17 protein-coding genes are annotated in these 19186 nt (G+C 65.7%); 3 read left to right on the top strand and 14 right to left on the bottom strand.

Features of this window, described 5'->3' with window-relative positions; all coding sequences use genetic code 11:
• Nucleotides 1-422 precede the first annotated feature (422 nt).
• Nucleotides 423-644, top strand: coding sequence for an ATP-binding protein (locus B3349_RS07580; RefSeq protein WP_291588002.1), 222 nt, complete (start codon nt 423-425; stop codon nt 642-644).
• Nucleotides 645-839: 195 nt separating this feature from the next.
• Here B3349_RS07580 and B3349_RS07575 read toward each other — a convergent pair whose 3' ends face one another.
• Complete coding sequence (locus B3349_RS07575) at nt 840-1817, bottom strand: bile acid:sodium symporter family protein (protein WP_291587751.1); 978 nt, start codon at nt 1815-1817, stop codon at nt 840-842.
• Between the two features lie 112 nt (nt 1818-1929).
• On the opposite strand from B3349_RS07575, the gene B3349_RS07570 reads away from it, so the two are divergent.
• A complete protein-coding gene (locus B3349_RS07570; protein WP_066540085.1) occupies nt 1930-2739 on the top strand; it encodes an AraC family transcriptional regulator in 810 nt (269 codons plus the stop codon).
• Nucleotides 2740-3022: 283 nt separating this feature from the next.
• Nucleotides 3023-4021: a Bug family tripartite tricarboxylate transporter substrate binding protein gene (locus B3349_RS07565; RefSeq protein WP_127446180.1), complete on the top strand. Its 999-nt coding sequence runs from the start codon at nt 3023-3025 to the stop codon at nt 4019-4021.
• Between the two features lie 219 nt (nt 4022-4240).
• Here B3349_RS07565 and B3349_RS07560 read toward each other — a convergent pair whose 3' ends face one another.
• The 13 genes from B3349_RS07560 to B3349_RS07500 all read right to left on the bottom strand — a co-directional run bounded on the left by B3349_RS07560 (nt 4241) and on the right by B3349_RS07500 (nt 19174).
• Entirely contained in the window at nt 4241-5869 is a 1629-nt protein-coding gene (locus B3349_RS07560) for an ABC transporter ATP-binding protein (RefSeq protein ID WP_291587749.1), read from the bottom strand.
• A 58-nt stretch (nt 5870-5927) separates the two neighbouring features.
• The gene (locus tag B3349_RS07555) at nt 5928-6692 is read right to left on the bottom strand and encodes an SDR family oxidoreductase (protein WP_291587748.1); all 765 of its coding nucleotides are present in this window, start codon (nt 6690-6692) and stop codon (nt 5928-5930) included.
• Entirely contained in the window at nt 6689-8227 is a 1539-nt protein-coding gene (locus tag B3349_RS07550) for a class I adenylate-forming enzyme family protein (RefSeq protein ID WP_291587747.1), read from the bottom strand. Before B3349_RS07550 ends, B3349_RS07555 begins: the two co-directional genes overlap by 4 nt.
• A gap of 30 nt (nt 8228-8257) precedes the next feature.
• Entirely contained in the window at nt 8258-9163 is a 906-nt protein-coding gene (locus B3349_RS07545) for an ABC transporter permease (protein WP_291587746.1), read from the bottom strand.
• A gap of 1 nt (nt 9164) precedes the next feature.
• A complete protein-coding gene (locus tag B3349_RS07540; protein WP_291587745.1) occupies nt 9165-10136 on the bottom strand; it encodes an ABC transporter permease in 972 nt (323 codons plus the stop codon).
• A 9-nt stretch (nt 10137-10145) separates the two neighbouring features.
• Nucleotides 10146-11768 (bottom strand): ABC transporter substrate-binding protein, encoded by a 1623-nt coding sequence (locus B3349_RS07535; RefSeq protein ID WP_291587744.1) that lies wholly within the window; start codon nt 11766-11768, stop codon nt 10146-10148.
• Nucleotides 11769-11792: 24 nt separating this feature from the next.
• A complete protein-coding gene (locus B3349_RS07530) occupies nt 11793-12254 on the bottom strand; it encodes a PaaI family thioesterase (RefSeq protein WP_291587743.1) in 462 nt (153 codons plus the stop codon).
• Nucleotides 12251-13264: a quinone oxidoreductase family protein gene (locus B3349_RS07525; RefSeq protein ID WP_291587742.1), complete on the bottom strand. Its 1014-nt coding sequence runs from the start codon at nt 13262-13264 to the stop codon at nt 12251-12253. Before B3349_RS07525 ends, B3349_RS07530 begins: the two co-directional genes overlap by 4 nt.
• Nucleotides 13265-13290: 26 nt before the next feature.
• Nucleotides 13291-14400, bottom strand: a complete 1110-nt coding sequence (locus tag B3349_RS07520; RefSeq protein WP_291587741.1) for a M14 family metallopeptidase — start codon at nt 14398-14400, stop codon at nt 13291-13293.
• A complete protein-coding gene (locus B3349_RS07515; RefSeq protein ID WP_291587740.1) occupies nt 14397-15260 on the bottom strand; it encodes a VOC family protein in 864 nt (287 codons plus the stop codon). The genes B3349_RS07520 and B3349_RS07515 overlap by 4 nt, the downstream gene beginning before the upstream one ends.
• A 546-nt stretch (nt 15261-15806) precedes the next feature.
• The gene (locus tag B3349_RS07510) at nt 15807-16718 is read right to left on the bottom strand and encodes a type II secretion system F family protein (RefSeq protein ID WP_218333071.1); all 912 of its coding nucleotides are present in this window, start codon (nt 16716-16718) and stop codon (nt 15807-15809) included.
• A gap of 26 nt (nt 16719-16744) precedes the next feature.
• Nucleotides 16745-17734: a type II secretion system F family protein gene (locus B3349_RS07505; RefSeq protein ID WP_066540113.1), complete on the bottom strand. Its 990-nt coding sequence runs from the start codon at nt 17732-17734 to the stop codon at nt 16745-16747.
• Nucleotides 17735-17755: 21 nt separating this feature from the next.
• Complete coding sequence (locus B3349_RS07500; RefSeq protein WP_291587994.1) at nt 17756-19174, bottom strand: TadA family conjugal transfer-associated ATPase; 1419 nt, start codon at nt 19172-19174, stop codon at nt 17756-17758.
• Nucleotides 19175-19186: the final 12 nt, after the last annotated feature.

Genomic DNA, 19186 nt, shown 5'->3' with positions numbered 1-19186 from the left:
GTCTCAGGCTTACGAGGCTGAGGTGTTTACGACATTAGCTGAACATGTGATGACGCGATTGGTCTCGCAAGCCGCATGGATGCTAGATCGTTGTTTACGACTTTAATTGTCCGGAATATCTGCTGGGACGGGCATCAGGCATCGGCGCTGTGCCCGCCTGGCAGACCACCCGCTGGCACAGCACTGAGGCGACAGCGATGCCCCTGTGGGATCGGCGGGGCTTGCTGCGCTCTGCCGGGTCGATGCCATCAGCGCTTTTGCACGCCTTCAGCAGTATGTCGACAGCGCGCTCGATGTAGGTTCTTTGCTGCTCGGGTGAACCCACATCGAGTCCCAGCAATGCATGGGCTTGGGACGGGTCGCAATCATGGACGTGAAGACTCTCACCGTGGTGAAGTCTCTGGGCTGCTCCAGATCGCCAAATTTCATGCGGAGGATTTCTTGAAGAAAAGCATGGAAGTCATTCAGCGCGGGTGCTGGAGCCCTTCTACCGCCTGGAGCATTCGCGCAATGCGGATTCGGGCGGCATGGGTCTCGGCCTGTCCATTGCGCAGACCGTGGCGCATGCGCAGGGTGGCCAGTTGCTGCTGCGCAATGAGCCAGAGGGAGGCTTGGAGGTGACGCTGAAGCTGCCGCAACGGTGATGGCTTGGGGTGGCTGCGGCTGCGGTTTCAGCCTGTAGGCAGCCGGCTATTTTTTTGCCGTCGCTTGGAAGTTGCCGAGCGCGTTACGCCAAGAGCACCCAGGGTCTCACCTCCACGGCCTTCTTGCCCAGCAGGCGCGTCTCCATCCATCCTGCGTTTGGGGGCTGACAGGAGCTCTGAATCCTGTGTGTCGCTTCAGGCTTGCACCTCATCCGTGCGGTCTGCCAGACGCTTGGAGAGCACCGCGCAGACAAACAGCTGAATCTGGTGAAAAAGCATCAGAGGCAGCAGCAGCGTGCCCATGGAGCCGCCTATGAACAGTACCTGGGCCATGGGGACGCCCGTGGCCAGGCTCTTCTTGGAGCCGCAGAACAGGATGGTGATGCGGTCGGGGAGGTCAAAGCCCAGGCGGTGGCCCAGCCACCAGGTCGTGCCCAGCACCAGGGCCAGCAGCACGCAGCAGGCCAGGGCCAGCACCAGAATCTGCTGCAGTGGCAGCTGTGACCACAGGCCCTCGACCACGGCGCTGCTGAAGGCCGTGTAGACCACCAGGTAGATCGAGGTCTGGTCCACATGCTTGAGCACGGCCTTGCGGCGGTCCACCCAGGCGCCGATCCAGCGGCGCGCCAGCTGGCCCAGCACAAAAGGCAGCAGCAGCTGCAGCATGATCTTGAGCACGGCATCGCCAAACGGCAGGCTGTGCGCGCTCTGACCCAGCATCAGCAGCACCAGCAGGGGGGTGATGAAGATGCCCATCAGACTGGATGTTGCGGCCGAGCAGATGGCCGCCGGGATGTTGCCGCGCGCGATCGAGGTGAAGGCGATGGACGACTGCACGGTCGAGGGCAGGGCGCTGAGGTACAGCATGCCGCGGAACAGGTCCTGTCCCAGCAGGGGCAGCAGCACGGGCTTGAGCGCCAGCGTCAGCAGCGGAAAAAGCAGGAAGGTGCAGGCGAACACCAGCGAATGCAGGCGCCAGTGCCCCATGCCCTTGACAATGGCGTTCAGCGACAGCTTGGCTCCGTGCAGGAAGAACAGCAGGGCGATGGCCAGGTTGGTCACCGTGCTCGCATAGTCGGCATAGACACCGCGCACGGGCAGCACGCTGGCCAGCACCAGCATGGCCAGCAGGATGAGCATGAAATTGTCGGGGAGAAAACTAGGGCGTCGCATGGCAGAGGCAGAAAGACAAAGCCGCAAGCGGATTGCGGCCAAAAGCGGCACGGGGCCGCGATGGGCCACACTCTAGTACGCTGGAAACTTTCCTGCTAACGACATCAGGCGTATGAATATCGCTGAAACGACAAAACGCCGGGACCTGGCCTCGCGCCCCGTGCCCGTGCTGGCCCGGCTCCCGCGGACCGTCTACGCCCGCGCCGAGCAGATGCAGCGCAAGGCCGCCACCGTGGCGCATGCCCACGACTGGGTGCAGTTCTCCTATGCCAGCCAGGGCGTGCTGCAGGTACAGACCCACCAGGGCCTGTTCATTGCGCCGCCGCAGTGGGCCATCCTGATTCCGCAGCAACTGGTGCACAGCGTGGTCAATGCGCCGCGCACCGAAATTCGCAGCCTGTACATCGCGACCCCTGCTCTGCAGGACCTGGGAGGGGCGTGCCGGGTGCTGGAAGTGTCGCCGCTGCTGCGCGAGATGATCCGCCACTTTGCCACCTTGCCCGTGGAATATGCCGAGGAAGGGGCCGACGGGCGCCTGGTGCAGGTGCTGCTGGACCAGATCCATGCCGCGCCCCAGGCCGCACTGCGCCTGCCTTGGCCGGAGGACGAACGCCTGCGTGCCTGGTGCCGCCACCTGCTGGACGTGCCCGATGCCCCGCTGCAGCTGGCGCAGTGGAGCCAGGAGCTGGGGGTGTCCGAGCGTACGCTGGGCCGCTGGTTCCAGAGACAGACGCAGATGAGCTTTCGCCAATGGCGCCAACGCGCGCGCCTGCTGGCGGCCTTGCCCCAGTTGCAGGACCTGCAGAGCGTGACCGAGGTGGCCCTGGTCTGCGGCTATGACTCGACCTCGGCCTTCATCGCGGCGTTTCGCCAGCTGTTCGGACGTACGCCGGGACAGTTGTTGCGTGCTGCTGCGGCCTGAATCCGTCGTTTCTGGTGCTCTCCCTGCGTCGGTTCTTTCGCATTCGCAATTCAACGCTGCGTAGACGCGACCGTTCCCCGCCAGGCAGAGCCGCATGCGGTGGTGCCCGTTGACGCCTGCGTCACCTGCCGTGTCACCTGCAGGACGGCGCAAAAGGGTTTGCCCCACGCACACCCGCTCCCGGGACACGCACTAATGCACCGGTGGATAGCAATTCGCACGCCGGCGGCGGCCTATCCGCTACGGGCGCCTGATCGCAAGCTGCTTGTACAAGGAGGTGCACATGGTGAAGTCGTGGAACCAGGCCGGCTGGATGGCATGGACGGTGGCTGTGGCGGCCGGATGGAGTGCCGGGGCCATGGCCGCGGAGACGTTTCCTTCCAAGCCCATCCGCATCGTGGTGGGCAATGCCGTGGGCGGTGTCGACGATATCTGGGCGCGCCGCTATGCACAGCAGATGAGCGAGCGGCTGCAGCAAACGGTGGTGGTGGACAACCGCCCCGGTGCATCAGGCACACTGGCGGCGATGGAGGTGCTCAAGGCCCCCAAGGATGGCTACACGCTGCTGTATGGTGGCATGGCTTCGCTGATCCAGTTTCCGTCGGCCGGTGGAACGGTGCGCTACAAGCCTAAGGAAGACTTCGAACCCGTGGCCATGGCCACGCTGGGCTATCCGGTGCTGACGGCGGGCAGCAACTCCTGGGCCAAGAGCATCCAGGACCTGGTGCACAAAGCCAAGGCCGCGCCAGCCAACGCGGATGCCTATAGCTGCGGCACCAGCGGCCAGGCGGCCACCAGCCACTTTGCCTGCATGATGGTGGCCAAGGCCGTGGGCGCAGAGTTCAAGCCCGTGCCCTACAAAGGGGGCTCGTTGGCGGCCACGGATGCCGCTTCCGGGCATGTGGATTTTGCGGTGGGCTTCTACGGCGAGATCAGCCCGCTTACGCTGGGCAAGCGCCTGACGCCCCTGGTGGTGTTCAGTCCAAAGCGCTTTCCGTTGTACCCCGATACGCCAACGGTGAAAGAGGTGGGGCTGGAAGGACTGGAGATGGTCAGCTTCAGCGCCTTCTTTGCGCCCAAAGGCACGCCGGCCGAGGTGGTGCAGCGGCTCAATACCACCGTGATCCAGTCGTTCCACACGCCGCAGATGGAGCGCTGGCTGAGCGATGCCGGGGCCTTCTACCAGGACATGTCCCCGGCCGAGCTCAAGGCGTTCTACTTCAAGGAAATCGACCTGTGGAAGCAGCGCTCGGTGGAGCACGGTATCCGGGTGGAGCAGTGAGCGAGTGCGCAGCGTGTGGGAGCCTGGGCCGCGGAGGCTTTGAACCTGCTCCATGAGGCTGCCCCCCACTGCGGATTCGGGGGGGCCTCGCGTCAGCCCTCTCCCAGTGGGTGTAGTCATGAAAAAAGCGCTCCATCGGAGCGCTTTGTCTTGGTCAGGGCGGTGGCAGGGACTGCGGTGTCAGGCAGGGACCTGGCCATTGGGGCTGAAAAAAAAGCTTCAGGCCACCTTCTGGGCGCAGGCATCGGGAATCCAATGCCTGCCCGGAATCGCCTCCAGCAGTGCCCGTGTGTAAGGGTGCTGGGGCTGGCTGAAAACGCGGGCGGTGTGGCCGGACTCCACAATCTCGCCGGACTTCATGACGATGAGCTGGTCGCAGATCTGTGCCGCCACCCGCAGATCGTGGGTGATGAAGACCATCGACAGCCCCATCTGCTCGCGCAGGCGGGTGAGCAGGTCCAGCACCTGTGCCTGCACCGAGACATCCAGGGCGGACACCGGCTCGTCGGCGATCAGTATCTGCGGCCGCATGGCCAGCGCCCGGGCGATGCCGATGCGCTGGCGCTGGCCGCCCGAGAATTCGTGCGGGTAGCGGTCCAGCGCGTCGGGGGACAGGCCGGTGAGGGCAAACAGCTCGCGTGCATGGGCCAGGGCCTGGGCGCGGGATTCCCCATGCGCAATGGGGCCCTGGGTGACGATGTCGCCCACGCGCTGGCGCGGGTTGAGGGAGCTGTAAGGGTCCTGGAACACCATCTGCACGCGGGTGGCGTGCAGCCGGCGCTCGGCAATGCTGCGCAGCTGCACGGTGTCGTTGCCGACCCGGAATTCGCCTTCATCCGGCACCAGCAGGCCCATGAGGTTGCGCGCGAGCGTCGACTTGCCCGATCCGCTCTCACCCACCACCCCCAGCGTCGTTCCCGCAGGCAGGCTGAACGAGATGTCCTTGACCGCGTGCGTGGTGCGGCTGGTGCGACCCAGCCAGTTGCGCTGGTGGTAGGTTTTGGACAGGCGCGCGACCGACAGCGCGGTAGGCGTCTGGCTTGCCACACCGCGCACGGGCGCCTGCAGCGGAGGCACGGCAGCGATCAGGGCCCGGGTGTAGGCATGCTGTGGGTGGTCGAGCACGGCCTGGGCCTCCCCACTCTCGACCAGCACGCCGTGCTGCATGACGGCCACCCGGTCGGCAATTTCGGCCACCACGCCAAAGTCGTGCGTGATGAAGAGCACGGCCATGCCTTTGCGCCGCTGCAGATCGTGGATGAGGTGCAGGATCTCGGCCTGCGTGGTGACGTCCAGCGCCGTGGTAGGTTCGTCGGCGATCAGCAGGGCCGGCTCCAGCGCCAGCGCCATGGCGATCATGGCGCGCTGGCGCTGGCCGCCAGAGAGCTCGTGGGGGTAGGCTTTCAGGGCCTTGTCCGGATCGGGGATCTTCACAGACTCCAGCAACCCCAGGGTGCGCGCACGGATGGTCTTGCGGGGCAGCCGGGTGTGCGTACGGAACACCTCGCCGATCTGGTCGCCGATGGTGCGCAGCGGATTCAGCGCGGTCATCGGCTCCTGGAAGATCATCCCGATCTCGCTGCCGCGCAGTTTGCGCAGGCCCTCGGCACCGAGTTGCAGCAGATCCTGCCCGCGCCACAGAATCTGGCCGCTGCGGACCTGGACGCCTTCGGGCAGCAGGCCCAGTACCGCACTGGTGGTGAGCGATTTGCCGGAGCCGCTTTCGCCCACGACACACACGATCTCACCCGGGTGCAGGTCCAGGCTCACCTGCTGCAGCGCGTGCGGACGATCTCCCCCTGCGGGCAGGTCGATGGTCAGGTTCTGGATGGACAGCAAGGCACTCATAGAAGGTCTTCGGAATTCAAACGGCGGAACATGCAATACAGCACATGCGGTCGGCGCATCAGATGCGCTGGCCGCCACTGGCGTCGATGCGCTGCGCGGTCACCCAGCGGGCGGCATCGCTGGCGAGGAAAGCCGCAATGCCCGCGATGTCGTCTGGCTGGCCCACGCGGCCCAATGCCACGCTCTGGGCAATGATGGCCGCCTGCGCGGGGTCTCGGGCCCGGGTGTTCAAGTCGGTGGCGGTCGCACCGGGCAGCACCGCATTCACGGTGATGCCGCGCACGCCCAGTTCGCTGGCCAGCAACAGCGTCAGTGCTTCCAGCCCGGCCTTGGCAGGGGCGTAGACGCTCATCTCCGGATACGCGGCACGCGTGCCCATCGACGAGATGTTGATGATGCGCCCCCCGTCCCTCAGCACGGGCAGCAGGCGCTGGATCAGGAAGAACGGTGTTTTCAGATTCACCTGCAGCACATGGTCGAAGTCGGCGGGCTGCACATCGGCAATGCGTGCCTTCAGGCCCACCCCCGCGTTGTTCACCAGGATGTCCAGACCGCCAAGGCCAGTGGCCTGCAATTGCCCGGCGAGGGCATCGGCGAGCTGGTCCGCGCCCTGCGGGAGGCTCAGATCGGCGGCCAGCACCGATGCCTGGCCACCGATCTGCGCGATCTCGGCCTGCAGCGACCGGGCGGCATCGGCTGCCTGGTGGTAGTGGATGAACACCTGCGCGCCCTGCTGCGCCAGCGCCAGGGCAATGCTGCGCCCGATGCCGCGGCTTGCGCCGGTGACCAGGGCCGTCTTGCCGCTGAGGTCAAAGCCGCTCATGCCAGCACCTCCGTGCCGTGCTGGTGCCAGGCCTGGCGCTTTTCCAGATCGCGGGCCAGCTGCACCAGGGCATGCCGGTCGACCTTGTTGGTGCCCGCCCAAGGCAGGTCCTGCACAAAGCAGACGCGGCGTGGATGCTGGTAGGCCGGGCCGTGTGCCAGTGCATGCTGCTTCAGGGTTTCCGCATCCACCGAAGCGCCTTCGCGCCGGACCACAAAGGCCACGGGCACCTGCGCACGTTCCTCGTCGGGCAGCGGCACCACGCTGCACTGGGCCACGTCGGGGTGCTTTTCCAGCAGCTTCTCCACTTCCACGGGGTAGATGTTCTCGCCCGCGCAGACAAACATGTCATCGGCGCGGCCGATGAAGTAGTAAAAGCCATCGGCATCGCGGCGCATCACATCACCGCTGTAGTACCAGCCGTTCTGCAGCACCTGGGCGCTTTTCTCCGGGAGGTTGTGGTAGCCGGACAGCAGGGCAGGATTGCGCATCAGCAGCACCCCTTCGTCGTCGCTGGGGCCGTCCACCAGCCGCACCTGGGCCGGGTCGATGGGGTGACCCAAGGCCAGTCCCGGCGTGGGAATGCCGGCAGGGTGCGGTCCGAACACGGCGGGGCCGGCCTCCGTGGTGCCATAGCCATGCGTCACGCGGGCGTCGGGGAAGGCGTGCTGGATGCGCTGGAGCAGGTCCAGCGTCATCGGGGCCGAGCCCAGCATGACCCGTTTGAGCGCGGAGAAGTCCCGTCCTTGCAGCTTGAGCGGATCCTTGATGATGCGCGCGAACATGGTCGGCACTGCCGTCAGCACCGTGATGCGGTAGCGCTCCAGCGCGTCGATGTAGGCATCCACATCGAACCCGGGCTGGATCACCAGCAGCCCATGCACGGCGAATGCGCGCTTGGACATGAAGAGTCCGTTCATGTGGAACAGCGGTTGTGCCAGCAGGTAGCGCGCCTGCGCGGCACCGGGGGCCTCCGTGGTGGCCTGCAGCGCCCAGAGCTGGCCGGCATGCGTGAGCGGAACCCCCTTGGGCTTGCCGGTGGAGCCGGAGGTGTAGAGCATCTGCGCCACATCGTCGTGCGCCGGGCGCACGCTGTCCACGTCGGCGGGCACCACGCGTGCGGCAAAGCCATCGGGTCCGGCATCATCGAAATCGATCACCGGCACGTGGCTTGCCAGCGCGGCACGGCGTGCGCCATCGGTGAAGGCCAGCACCACGTCGGCATCCTGCAGCACATATTTCAGAATTTCCGGCGACTGCTTGATGTTGAGGGGCACGGCCACATGGCCGGCACGCATGATGCCGAAATAGGTGATGAGGTATTCGGCGCGATTCAGCGAGGCGATGGCAATCCGCGAGCCTGCGGGGAATGCCTGTTGCGCCAGCCAGCGGGCCACCCCGCCCGCCAGTGCGCGCACCTCCGCATGGCTGTAATGGCGCGGCAGGGCGGGTTCGCGCAGGTCGATGATGGCGGTGCTTTCCAGCGAAAGCGCGGGATCGTTGAGATCCCCCAGGTTGTAGCGGTGAGAGGTCATGGTTCGAGGGGGGGAAGTGGCTGCCGCGCCTCAGCGCTTGCGCAGCTTGGGGTTGAGGGCGTCGTTGAGCCCGTCGCCGACCAGATTCAGAGAGAGAACCGCCAGCATGATGGCCACGCCGGGTACGGCGCACAGGTACCAGGAGGTGCGGATCAGGCTGCGCCCTTCGCCCACCAGGCGTCCCCAACTGGCGACATTGGGGTCGCCGAGACCGAGAAACGACACCACGGATTCATAGAGGATGGCGCCCGCCACCACCAGCGACGACATGACGATCACCGGGGGCAGCGCATTGGGCAGGATTTCCTTGAAGATGATGTGTGCCGGATGCAGGCCGACCGAACGGCAGGCCTGGACGAACTCCCGCTCCTTGAAGGACAGGAATTCCGCGCGCGTGAGCCGTGCGATCGGGGGCCAGGAGACCAGGCCGATGGCCAGGGTGATGGCTTCGATGTGGGGGCCGAGAATCGACACCACCGTGAGCACGAAGACCACATTCGGGATGATCTGAAACAGCTCCGTCACCCGCATCAGCACCTCATCGACCCAGCCGCCGGCCCAGGCGGATGCCGCGCCAATGCCCACCCCCAGCAGGGTGGCGGTGGTGGCCGCCACCAGACCGATGAGCAGGGTGGCACGCGCACCGTGGGCGATCATGGCAGCAATGTCCCGGCCCAGCGAATCGGTGCCCAATGGATGGCTCCACTGGGTGAAAGGCCAGATCTCGGGCGTCGCCACGATGCGCAAGGGATCGGTGGGGAACAGCAGGTCCGCCGCCAGGGCCACGGCCGCGATGGTGCACAGGATCACCGCGCCGATCACGGCGCCGCGGTTGCGCGCAAAGCGGCGCAGGAACGGGCCGATGGCGCCCGCAGCCTTGCGGGCTGTTTGTGAGGCGCTGGGCCCCGCAGGAATGGGGGTAGGGATGGAACGCATGTCAGAGCGCCTTGATGCGCGGGTCAAGCCGTGCGTACAGAATGTCCACGGCAATATTGGCCAGAATCACTACGGCCGAGCTCAGGACCAGAATGCCCAGCACGACCGGGTAGTTGCGGCTCATCACGCTGTCGAACAGCACACTGCCGATGCCCGGCCAGCTGAAGACAGCTTCCACCACGATGCTGCCGCCCAGCACGGCACCCAGCTGGAGCCCCAGCAGCGTGACGATGGGAAGCACCGCATTGCGGGCCATGTGCCGCAGCACGATGGCCACGTCCTTCAGGCCCTTGGCCTTGGCCGTGCGCACATAGTCCATGCGGCTGACCTCCAGCATGGAGGCACGCATGACGCGGGCGTAGCTGGCGCTGTAGAACAGCCCCAGGGTGATGGCCGGCAGTGCCAGGTGGTGGAGCACATCCAGGGTCTGTTGCCAGAGTCCGCCATCCAGCCCGATGGTGACCATGCCGCCCACCGGAAACCAGCCCAGCTTCACCGCGAACAGGACGATGAGCATGATGCCCAGCCAGAAGCTGGGCGCCGCAAAGCACAGCGTGGCAAACAGGGAGACCGCCGTATCCCACCAGGTGTTCACCTTGATGGACGAGACGATGCCCGCAGCAACCCCCACCAGCACCGCAATCGCCAATGCGGACAGCATCAGGATCAGCGTGGCCGGCAGGTGGGCACCAATCACGTCGATGACCTGGGTGTTGTGCCGGTAGGAATAGCCCAGGTCCAGCTGTGCTACCGAAGCGATGTACTTGAGCAGCTGCACGCTGGCAGGCTGGTCCATGCCATAGGTCACGCGCAAGCGCTCGATGAGTGCCGGATCGGTGACCTGGCGCTCCGCCGTCATGACATCCAGAAAGGTGCCGGGCACCATCTGGATGAGCAGGAAGTTGAGCACCACCACCCCCAGCAGGAGTGGAACCGCCTGTCCCAGCCGGCGCAAAATGAGGTTCACCAGCATGTGCTCACCTCAAGCACCGATCCAGACATCGTCCAGCGATCCGCCCTGCACGTCGGCCACAGAAGTGAAGTTGTGCAGCTTCTTGCTGGCCAGCGTGAAGGCCTGGATTTCCACCAGGGGCACCAGCGGCACTTCGGTGGACGCCAGCTTTGCAAAGGCATGCACCAGCTTCTTGCGTTCCTGGGGCCTGGTTTCCACCGTGATGCGGCCAACCAGCGTATCCATCTCGGGGTTGGAGAAGCCGGTCGCGTTGCGGAACGCACCACCACGGACAATCCCGTCGGTCGTGAAGTACTGGGTTACGGTGGGAACCGGCTCCAGCGGTGCCGTGAAGTTGGAGATGGCGATGTCGTAGTCGTAGTCGCTGTAGATGCGCTTCAAGGCGGTTGCACGGTCCACCGAGTCCAGCTTCACCGCAATCCCCACATCCTCCAGCGCCTGCTTGAGGTACTGTCCCAGCTTGGCGTTCTCTTCAAACCATGCTGCGGCCAGCAGATTCACGCTGAAGCGCTTGCCGTCCTTGAGCGGCAGGCCTGCCGCATCCAGCAGTGCGCCGGCCTTCTTGGGGTCGAAGGCATAGCGCGGCACATCGTCCGTGAAGAAGATGGGGTTGCTGCTGAAGATCGGCGAAATGGCAGGCTTGCCGCGGCCGTAGTAGATGGTGTCGACAATGAACTGGCGGTTGATGGCGTGCAGGATGGCCTGCCGCACTTCCCGGCGCTTGACATGCTCGCGGCGCTGGTTGAACTCCGCGGTGACCGTCCAGGCTGCGTTCTCGTAGCCACGGGTTTCCAGGGTCACCTTGCCGGTCTTGACCAGCCGGTCGATGTCACGGGCCGGCACGGGGCTGGAATAGGCCAGGCCCAGCTCGCCGGTCTCCAGCGCGGCGCCGCGGGAGGCAGCATCCGCCCACCAGCGCACGATGAGCTTGTCGATATAGGGCTGTCCCTGGCGCCAGTACTGTTCATTGCGCTGGTATTGCACGTGGCTGCCACGCACCCATTGCCCGTACTTCCAGGGGCCGGTGCCGACCGGCGTGTTGTTGGCCGGGTTGGTGATGATGTCCTTGCCTTCGTACAGGTGGCGCGGCAGCACCAGCTGGTACGCGCCGGCCAGGGTGGACTTCAGGAAGAACTCCGGCACCGGGGTCTGGAAGGTCAGCAGCACGGTGTGGCTGTCCACCGCCTTGGCGTCGGCCAGCGCTTTCAGCGCAATGCCGGCGGAAATGGGTTTCCAGTGCTGCAGCGCGTTGAAGACCACATCCTGCGCGGTGAAGTCCTTGCCGTCGTGCCATTTCACGCCCTGGCGCAGCTTGATGGTGTACTGCTTGAAATCGGCGGAGGGGGTCACCGACTCGGCCAGCACGGGCTGGAACTGCAGCTTGTCGTCGATGCGCAGCAGGCGCTCCAGGATCTTGGTGGACGTCTGGTAGGGCGCAGAGCCGCCGCCACCGGGCACATAGAGCGCCTGTGGCTCCAGTCCCCCCCAGGAGATGACCAGCGTGCCGCCACGCCGGGGTGTGGTGGCCTGGGCCTGGGCGGGCAGGCCCCAGCTGTAGCTGGCGGCGGCGGTCAGGCCTGCAGCGCTGCGAATCAGAACGTCACGGCGTGACAGAGCGGTGGGTTGGGTCATGGTGGTTTTCACTTGCTTGCGTGGTCAGCCCAGCGTGGCGTAGCTGGCGCGGCCGATGGCGACCAGGACGCCCTGGTCATTGAACAGATCGACATCGGCCACGCCCACCGTCTTGCCCACGCGGCGGGCCTTGGCGACCGCCTTGAGGTTGGTGCCGATGGCCGGGCGCAGATAGTCCACCCTGAAGTTGATGGTGGGCAGGCCGCGTCCTACCAGCATGCCGACGGCGAAATCGCCCACGGTGTCGATCACGGCGGCCAGCGGGCCGCCATGCCATTGGCCGGTGTTGGCACTGCGGCCCAGTGCATCCTGAAAAGGCGCATGGACCGTCAGCTCACCCGCTTCGTGGTCCACCTCCAGCGCTTGCAGCTGGAGCCAGGCAATGAAGGGGGAGCGGTCAAAGTGCGCCTGGATCTGTTGCAGATCCAGGCGCTCCGGGGCGGCAGAAGCCTGCGTCTGCGCAGGCAGGGTGGCGGCTTCGCTCATGCGGCCACCAGCACCTTGCCGAAGACCTTGCGGTCTTCCAGGGAGGCCAGTGCCTTGGCGCCGTCATCCAGCGGCCACTGGCGGTCGATCAGGACCTTGAGCTGTCTGGACTGCACCAGCTCCAGCAGCTCGTGCAGGTCCTCGCGCTCCCAGCCGTTGGAGCCGCGGATCTGCAGCTCGAACGTCCAGATGAAGCGCAGATCTTCCTTGGGGTCGAAGCCTGCCGTGGCGCCGCAGGTCAGAGCCCGGCCACCCAGGCGCAGGCAGCGCAGCGATTTCACCCAGGTGTCGCCACCGGTGAAGTTCACCACCACATCCACGCCACCGCCGGCCTGGCCGCGCCGGCGCGCAGGCTTGCCATAGCGTGTCTGCACCGCCTTGAGGAAGTCTTCTTCCGTGTAGAGGATGACATCATCGGCGCCCAGCTGGCGCAGCTGTTCGGCCTTCTCCGGGGTGCCTGCACAGGCAATCACCGTGGCGCCGGCCAGTTTGGCCAGCTGCACCGCGCAGACGCCCACACCGCCGCTGGCGCCCAGGATCAGCACCTTTTCGCCGGCCTTGACCTGACCGATGCGGTTCATCATGCGCAGCGCCGTGCCGTAGGCCACCGGGAGTGCCGCCGCTTCACCGAAGCTGACCTGGTCAGGCAAGCGGATGAGCTGGTGCGCGGGCACCCGGCACAGCTCGGCCAGGCCGCCATGGATGGTTTCGCCTACCAGCCCGCCATCGACACGGTCAATGGGGTCCACCAGCACCCGGTCACCGGGCTTCCAGTCGGTGACGTTGGCACCCACCTGTTCCACCTCGCCAGCCACATCGAGGCCGATGATGACGGGAAAGGACAGGCGGATGCCGGGCATGCCGCGGCGGGTGAAGACGTCGTGGTAGTTCAGCGACGAGGCCTTGACGCGGATGACCACGTCATCGGCGCCCGGTGTCGGGTTGGGGAATTGGGGTTCCAGCGTCAACTTTTCGTTGTCGCCATGTTCATGCAGTACGAGAGCTTTCATGGGGATGTATGTCGCTTGGGGTTCAATCAGTTCCACTGGGCCAGGCCATGCAGGGCCTGGTCGGTGATTTCCACGCCGTGCCGGAGCACGGATTGGCGCCAGATGCCGGAATAGGGGACGAAGGTGTCGATCAGGTCGTGCCGCAGCTGGGCGTCTCGGGCCGCATCGGCCTGCTGCGGCGCGCGAAAGCGCAGCCACTGGTCCAGGCGCAGCGATTCGCTGGTGTTGGTGCCGCGGGTGCCGAACTCGATCACGGCGCCGGCGACCTTGCGGCCCGGTAGGAAGGCCTCCACACCGCGAAAGACCAGTCCCTGGTAATCGGGGCGTGCCATCCCATGCGGGCGCTGGCCCAGCACGCGTTCATGGCTCCACCACTGGGCGGCCTGCTGCTGCTCTTCGCTGCCATCGGCGTTGAAGCACAGGAAGAAGGGTTCGCCGTATTCCCCGATGCCGGTGTGCCAGTCGATCAGGGCCACCCGCTCGGTGTGCGCCAGGTGCTCGCCGAGGATGCGCTCCAGCGTGAGGTTGGACCATTCGCGCTGCTGGCCGCCAAAGGCCAGGCCCTGGGCGTGGCGGTACTGGCCGCTGGCCATGGCATTGAAGGTGGCATCGGCCCCATGCGCGTCGCGGAAGGCCTGGATGGCGCTCTGCACACCTTGGCGGCCGGTGGCCGTCCAGTTGTCCGGAACTAGCTGCGCATGCAGCGCGTCGTAGGCGGTGTTGGAGGGCCGGGGGGCGGCGTGGTCGATGAAGTTGCGGTTCAGGTCGACATTGCTTTCGTTGGTGCGGGTGTCGTGCGACCAGCCGAAGGGATTGAGTGCGTGCACCAGCAGCACATTGGTGTCGGGCGGCAAGGACTGCGCGGTCTGGCTGGCCAGCCAGGCATTCTGTACGGCAGAGCCGGCGGCGCCTTCCAGGCCATGCGTGCCGCTGATGAGCAGCAGCGTGCGGGTGGCGTCCGCCGGGCCCAGGCGGGCCACGTCCAGCGTGAGCGGCTGACCGTCCGGCGTGCGCAGAGTGGGGTGTGCGTAGTGCGAGAGCTCTGCACCGGCGCGCTGGGCCTGGGCAATGAAGCGCTGGCGGCCGTCGTTGTAGTCGTTCGCAAAGGCTTCCCAGATTTCCAGAACGGTGCTCATGCGTGGGACTCCTGCACGAACACTTGCAAGGCACCTGCCGCATCGGCGGGGTTCACCACCAGCTCGCCGTAGGCGTTGTCCTGGGCCTGTACGCCGTTGGTGGCAAGGACGTGGCGGGTCTGCACCAGATCGCGCACACCGATGATGGAACCGGCGAACCAGGTCCCATCTGCAGTAGCCGGTTGCGGGATGCCCGGGAACCGGGCCTGGAAGGCCTGGGGTGTGAGAAACAGCAGCCGCAGCGAGCCACGGCGCAGCGTCCAGCCATCCGGGCCGGTGTTGCCGATGGAAATGCGGCCAAACGCCTGTTCGTAGGCGCTGCGCAGACTCAGCGGATCGGGGTGGACCACGACGAGTGCTTCAATGCGGCGCGCCGTGTTGGGATGGTCCTGCCATTCCGGGCGATAGACCAGGTGGCGTGTCAGATGCCCGCAGGTGAAGAAGTCCGGCGCGCCCAAGGCACCTGTGGGAAAGCGCGTGTTCAGCCAGGCCGCATCCTCGGGGCCATCCTGCAGATGCACCGGGCGGCCGCCGCCTTCGGGCGCTTCGGCGTGGATGCCGACCTGTGCCAGCTCACGGTGCACGGCTGCACTGTCGGTGGTCTGCAGTGCGACTGCCACCGGCCCTTGATAGGACTCAGGGTAATGCGCGAAGCGTGAGGTGGATTGCAGCGCAGGGGGGAAGTACAGCAGTTCCAGGTAGTTGGCATCCAGAATCAGCGTCTGGTTGCGGGTGCCCTGGTGGTGCACGCCCTGTGGTGCCAGCGCGAATCCCAGCTTGCGGTACTGCACAGTGGCAGCGTTCAGGTCGTTGACCCGGATGATGTAGTGGTCCAACCCTGTGACCGATGGCAAAGACATATGTTTTCCTCGCTTGGCAGCTAAGGCAGCGAGGTTCCCACCGGGTGGGCTTTTCGGAAAAGAATGCTTGTGCGTATCGATATGCGGAACCGTTCATTGACATGCCGGGGTGCGGTTTGTAAGCAATGTGTAGGGTTGCCTGGAATTTCGGTGCGGATGGCAGCCTGCCCAGAGGGCAGAAAGCCACTGGGTGGCGCGGTGTCGGGCCCTGCTCCGGCGTGCGGATGGCAGGTCCATGGCGGGTGAGGGGTTGGACCCATCCGGCGCTTCCGCCCGCTGTGTGGGCGGCATGTCCCGGAGGGTGAAAGGGTGTTTGCGGCGGAGGGGACTGCGCTGGGCAGTCCTTGGGGTGAGGTGATGAGAAGGGCCTGGGGGGCCCGGTCGGACTGGGCTGGTGCGCACCAGGCCAAGCAGGGCTGCCCGTTTCAGCGCTGCGGCTGGCCCTGCAAGGGATGCGTGGCAACCGGGCCGCAGAGCCAGAGCTGCGCCCTCGGCAGGTGCCTCACGTCCCGCAGGGAACGCGGGTCGTGGCGCAGGCCGCCGGTATCATGCTGTGCCGGACACCATGGGCAGGGCCATGCGGATGATGCGAATCACCGCAGGCCCCAGGACGACCATCACAATCGCCGGGAAGATGCAGGTCACCAGGGGCAGCAGCATCTTGGTGGGGATCTTGGAGGCCAGTTCTTCGGCGCGCATCTGGCGTTTGTGGCGCAGGTCTTCCGAGAACACGCGCAGCGACTCGCCAATGCTGGTGCCAAACCGGTCGGCCTGCGTCAGCATGGCGGCAAAGGTGTGGATCTCGTCCACGCCGGTGCGTGCGGCCAGGTTGCGCAGTGCTTTTTCACGGGCACTGCCGGCCCGCATCTCCAGGTTGGTCCAGTGCAGTTCCTCGGCCAGGGCGTCACTCTGAAGGCGGATTTCCTCTGCCACCTTGGTCAGGGCCGCATCTAGACCCAGCCCGGCCTCGACGCACACCAGCATCAGATCGGCTGCGTCCGGAAAGTTCTCGAAGATTTCGCGTTTGCGGCGCGAGGCCATCCAGCGCAGGACCAGGTTGGGCAGGTAGCAGGCCACCAGGGCCGCCACCAGCGGGTAGAACATGCGTTCGTTGCTGCTGGCCTTGCTGACGGTCAGCATAAAGGAGTAGACGGCCAGGGCGGCGCCCACGGGCAGCAGCGTCTTGATGCCGAAGTACAGCATGGGGGCGCTGTGGTGGCGGATGCCGGCATTCAGAAAGCGCAGGCGCAAAGGCGTGGCATCGATACCCGCAGTCGGCGATGACAGGTGGGCGAAAGGACCGATCAGCCTGACGGCCGTCTCGGTCCAGTTGCTATGGCCGGCCGTTGGCGCCAGTGCTTGCAGGCGTTGCGCCGCGGCGGTGGGAGTGAGCCAGAAAAACAGAGCCCCCGCAGTGAGCATGACCGCGGCAAAGGTGAGCAGGGCGAAGATCAGCATGGTGACTCCTTGCATTCAAGACAGGCTCAGACCCGGATACGGATGATGCGGCGCAGCATCAGCATGCCGATCACCATCATGACGGCCAGCCACTTCAGGATGGTGATCCCGATGGGGTCCTTCCACATGGCAGACATGAATTCCGGATTCATCAGGTTGAGCAGGGCGGCCAGGGCAAACGGCATCAGCCCCAGGATCCAGGCAGACATCCGGCCTTCGGAGGAGAGCACCCGCACCTTGGCGTAGAGCTTGTGCCGCTCCCGGATCAGGTGGCTCAGGTTGGACAGGATCTCGGTGAGGTTGCCCCCCGATTCGCGCTGGACCAGCACCGCCACAATGAAGTAGCGCAGGTCCGTGATCGGCACCCGCTCCCCCAGGTTGTTCAGTGCCTGCTGCAAGGAGGTGCCGTAGTTGATCTCGTCGTGCACCAGCCGGAACTCACCGGCAATGGGGTCGGGCAGCTCGTCGCCGGCCATCTGCAGGCCTGCCGAGAAGGCATGGCCGGCACGCAGCGCGCGCCCGATCAGGTCCAGTGCCTCGGGGAGCTGGCGCTCCATCAGCACCAGGCGCTGGTGCCGTTTGCGCTGCAGATAGAGCCAGGGCAGCGCGGCCAGCGCGGCGCCGGCGGCCACCGCCAGTTCTAGGGGCTGGCGGAGCATGCTCAGGGTCAGCGCTCCTGCGGCCCACAGCACGGCGCTGGTGAGCAGCAGCCCCGACACCGTCCACTCCAGGCCCGATTGCACGATCAGCCGGTCCAGCTGGTGTGCATGCGGCATGCGCTGCAGCGTGCGTTGCAGCCCCGGCATGTCGCTGAGCACCCTTTCCTTGACCAGCTTGGACGGGGTGCTGCGGTCATCGGCTGCTGAGAGGGCGCGCAAACGGCGTTCCAGCTGCTTGGCTTCCGGACTTTTGTACTGTCGCCACAGCACCTGGCAGGCTTCCAGCAGCAGCAGCAGGGCCACAAACACCAGGGCGACGATCACCAGTGCCGAATGGGTGGAAAAAAAGGATGACATGGCGGCTCCTTTTCGGGGTGTTCACTGGTAGTGGCGTGTCGGGTCGAAGACGGTGTCCGGCAGCGCGATGCCGAAGCCTTTGAGCCGCTCGGCGAACTTGGGGCGCACGCCCGTGGCATGGAAGTACCCCTGCACGTCGCCGCCCGAGCCGATGCCGGTCTGGGTGAAGGCAAAGATTTCCTGCATGGTGACCACATCGCCTTCCATGCCGGTGATCTCCTGGATGCTGGTGATCTTGCGCTTGCCGTCGGTGAGGCGCAGCGCCTGCACGATCACGGTGATGGCAGAGGCGATCTGCTGGCGGGCCGCCTGGTGCGGCAGGTTCAGGCCGGCCATGCCGATCATGTTCTCCAGCCGGGACAGCGAGTCGCGCGGGGTGTTGGCGTGGATGGTTGTCAGCGATCCCTCGTGGCCCGTGTTCATGGCCTGGAGCATGTCCACGGCCTCGGCGCCGCGCACTTCGCCAATGATGATGCGGTCCGGCCGCATGCGCAGTGCATTGCGCACCAAGGAGCGCTGCGTGATTTCGCCCCGGCCTTCGATGTTGGGCGGGCGTGTTTCCATGCGCACCACATGGGGCTGCTGCAGCTGCAGTTCGGCGGCATCTTCGATGGTGACCACCCGTTCTGCTTCGGGGATGTAGCCCGAGAGGATGTTGAGCAGGGTGGTCTTGCCGGCACCGGTACCGCCCGAGATGATCATGTTCACCTTGGCCTTGGCCAGGGCTTCCAGCACCAGGGCCATATTTGGTGTCAGGCTCTTGAGGTCCTGGATCAGGTTCTCCATGCGCAGCGGGGTGTGGGCAAAGCGCCGGATGGACATCATCGGCCCATCCAGTGCGACGGGGGAGATGACCGCATTCACACGCGAACCATCGGGCAGCCGGGCGTCCACCATGGGGCTGGATTCGTCGATGCGCCGCCCGATGCGCGAGACAATCTTGTCGATGATGCGCAGCAGGTGCTTTTCATCGGTGAAGACCACCGGCGTCAGTTCCAGGCGCCCCAGGCGCTCCACATAGATCTGGTCGTGCCGGTTGACCAGGATGTCGGATACCGCCGGGTCCGCCATCAGCAGCTCCAGGGGGCCAAAGCCCAGCATCTCGTGCTGGATGTCGCGGATCAGCAGCTTGCGTTCCAGATCGTTGACCGCCGCCGAGTCTTCTGACAGCAGCCGCTCGGTCATGCCGGCGATTTCCTGGAGCAGTGTGGGCTTGGGAAGGGTTTCCAGTGCCGCCAGGTCGAAGCGCTCCACCATCTTGGCGTGGATCCGGCCCCGGAGCGCCAGGTAGGCCGCAGACTGTCCGTAGAGCGGTGGTGCAGGAGGCTGGACGGCCTCTGCCGCCGGTGCATCCGGCGTGTCTGCATTGTCGGCCACGAGCTGAAGCGACGGCTTGGGGTTCCGGGCGGCGGAGGTGGCAAGAAAGTCTCGTAGCGACATGGCGGTCTCCTG

This window comes from Comamonas sp. UBA7528 (genome assembly GCF_002479375.1).
GTDB lineage: Bacteria > Pseudomonadota > Gammaproteobacteria > Burkholderiales > Burkholderiaceae_C > Comamonas.
This window is presented reverse-complemented; position numbering and strand designations above follow the sequence as displayed.

Excerpts from the sequence above, each read along its gene's own strand:
- B3349_RS07575 (WP_291587751.1), bottom strand. The coding sequence starts at position 1,817 with ATGCGACGCCCTAGTTTTCTCCCCGACAATTTCATGCTCATCCTGCTG.
- B3349_RS07570 (WP_066540085.1), top strand. The coding sequence starts at position 1,930 with ATGAATATCGCTGAAACGACAAAACGCCGGGACCTGGCCTCGCGCCCC.
- B3349_RS07565 (WP_127446180.1), top strand. The coding sequence starts at position 3,023 with ATGGTGAAGTCGTGGAACCAGGCCGGCTGGATGGCATGGACGGTGGCT.
- B3349_RS07560 (WP_291587749.1), bottom strand. The coding sequence starts at position 5,869 with ATGAGTGCCTTGCTGTCCATCCAGAACCTGACCATCGACCTGCCCGCA.
- B3349_RS07555 (WP_291587748.1), bottom strand. The coding sequence starts at position 6,692 with ATGAGCGGCTTTGACCTCAGCGGCAAGACGGCCCTGGTCACCGGCGCA.
- B3349_RS07550 (WP_291587747.1), bottom strand. The coding sequence starts at position 8,227 with ATGACCTCTCACCGCTACAACCTGGGGGATCTCAACGATCCCGCGCTT.
- B3349_RS07545 (WP_291587746.1), bottom strand. The coding sequence starts at position 9,163 with ATGCGTTCCATCCCTACCCCCATTCCTGCGGGGCCCAGCGCCTCACAA.
- B3349_RS07540 (WP_291587745.1), bottom strand. The coding sequence starts at position 10,136 with ATGCTGGTGAACCTCATTTTGCGCCGGCTGGGACAGGCGGTTCCACTC.
- B3349_RS07535 (WP_291587744.1), bottom strand. The coding sequence starts at position 11,768 with ATGACCCAACCCACCGCTCTGTCACGCCGTGACGTTCTGATTCGCAGC.
- B3349_RS07530 (WP_291587743.1), bottom strand. The coding sequence starts at position 12,254 with ATGAGCGAAGCCGCCACCCTGCCTGCGCAGACGCAGGCTTCTGCCGCC.
- B3349_RS07525 (WP_291587742.1), bottom strand. The coding sequence starts at position 13,264 with ATGAAAGCTCTCGTACTGCATGAACATGGCGACAACGAAAAGTTGACG.
- B3349_RS07520 (WP_291587741.1), bottom strand. The coding sequence starts at position 14,400 with ATGAGCACCGTTCTGGAAATCTGGGAAGCCTTTGCGAACGACTACAAC.
- B3349_RS07515 (WP_291587740.1), bottom strand. The coding sequence starts at position 15,260 with ATGTCTTTGCCATCGGTCACAGGGTTGGACCACTACATCATCCGGGTC.
- B3349_RS07510 (WP_218333071.1), bottom strand. The coding sequence starts at position 16,718 with ATGCTGATCTTCGCCCTGCTCACCTTTGCCGCGGTCATGCTCACTGCG.
- B3349_RS07505 (WP_066540113.1), bottom strand. The coding sequence starts at position 17,734 with ATGTCATCCTTTTTTTCCACCCATTCGGCACTGGTGATCGTCGCCCTG.
- B3349_RS07500 (WP_291587994.1), bottom strand. The coding sequence starts at position 19,174 with ATGTCGCTACGAGACTTTCTTGCCACCTCCGCCGCCCGGAACCCCAAG.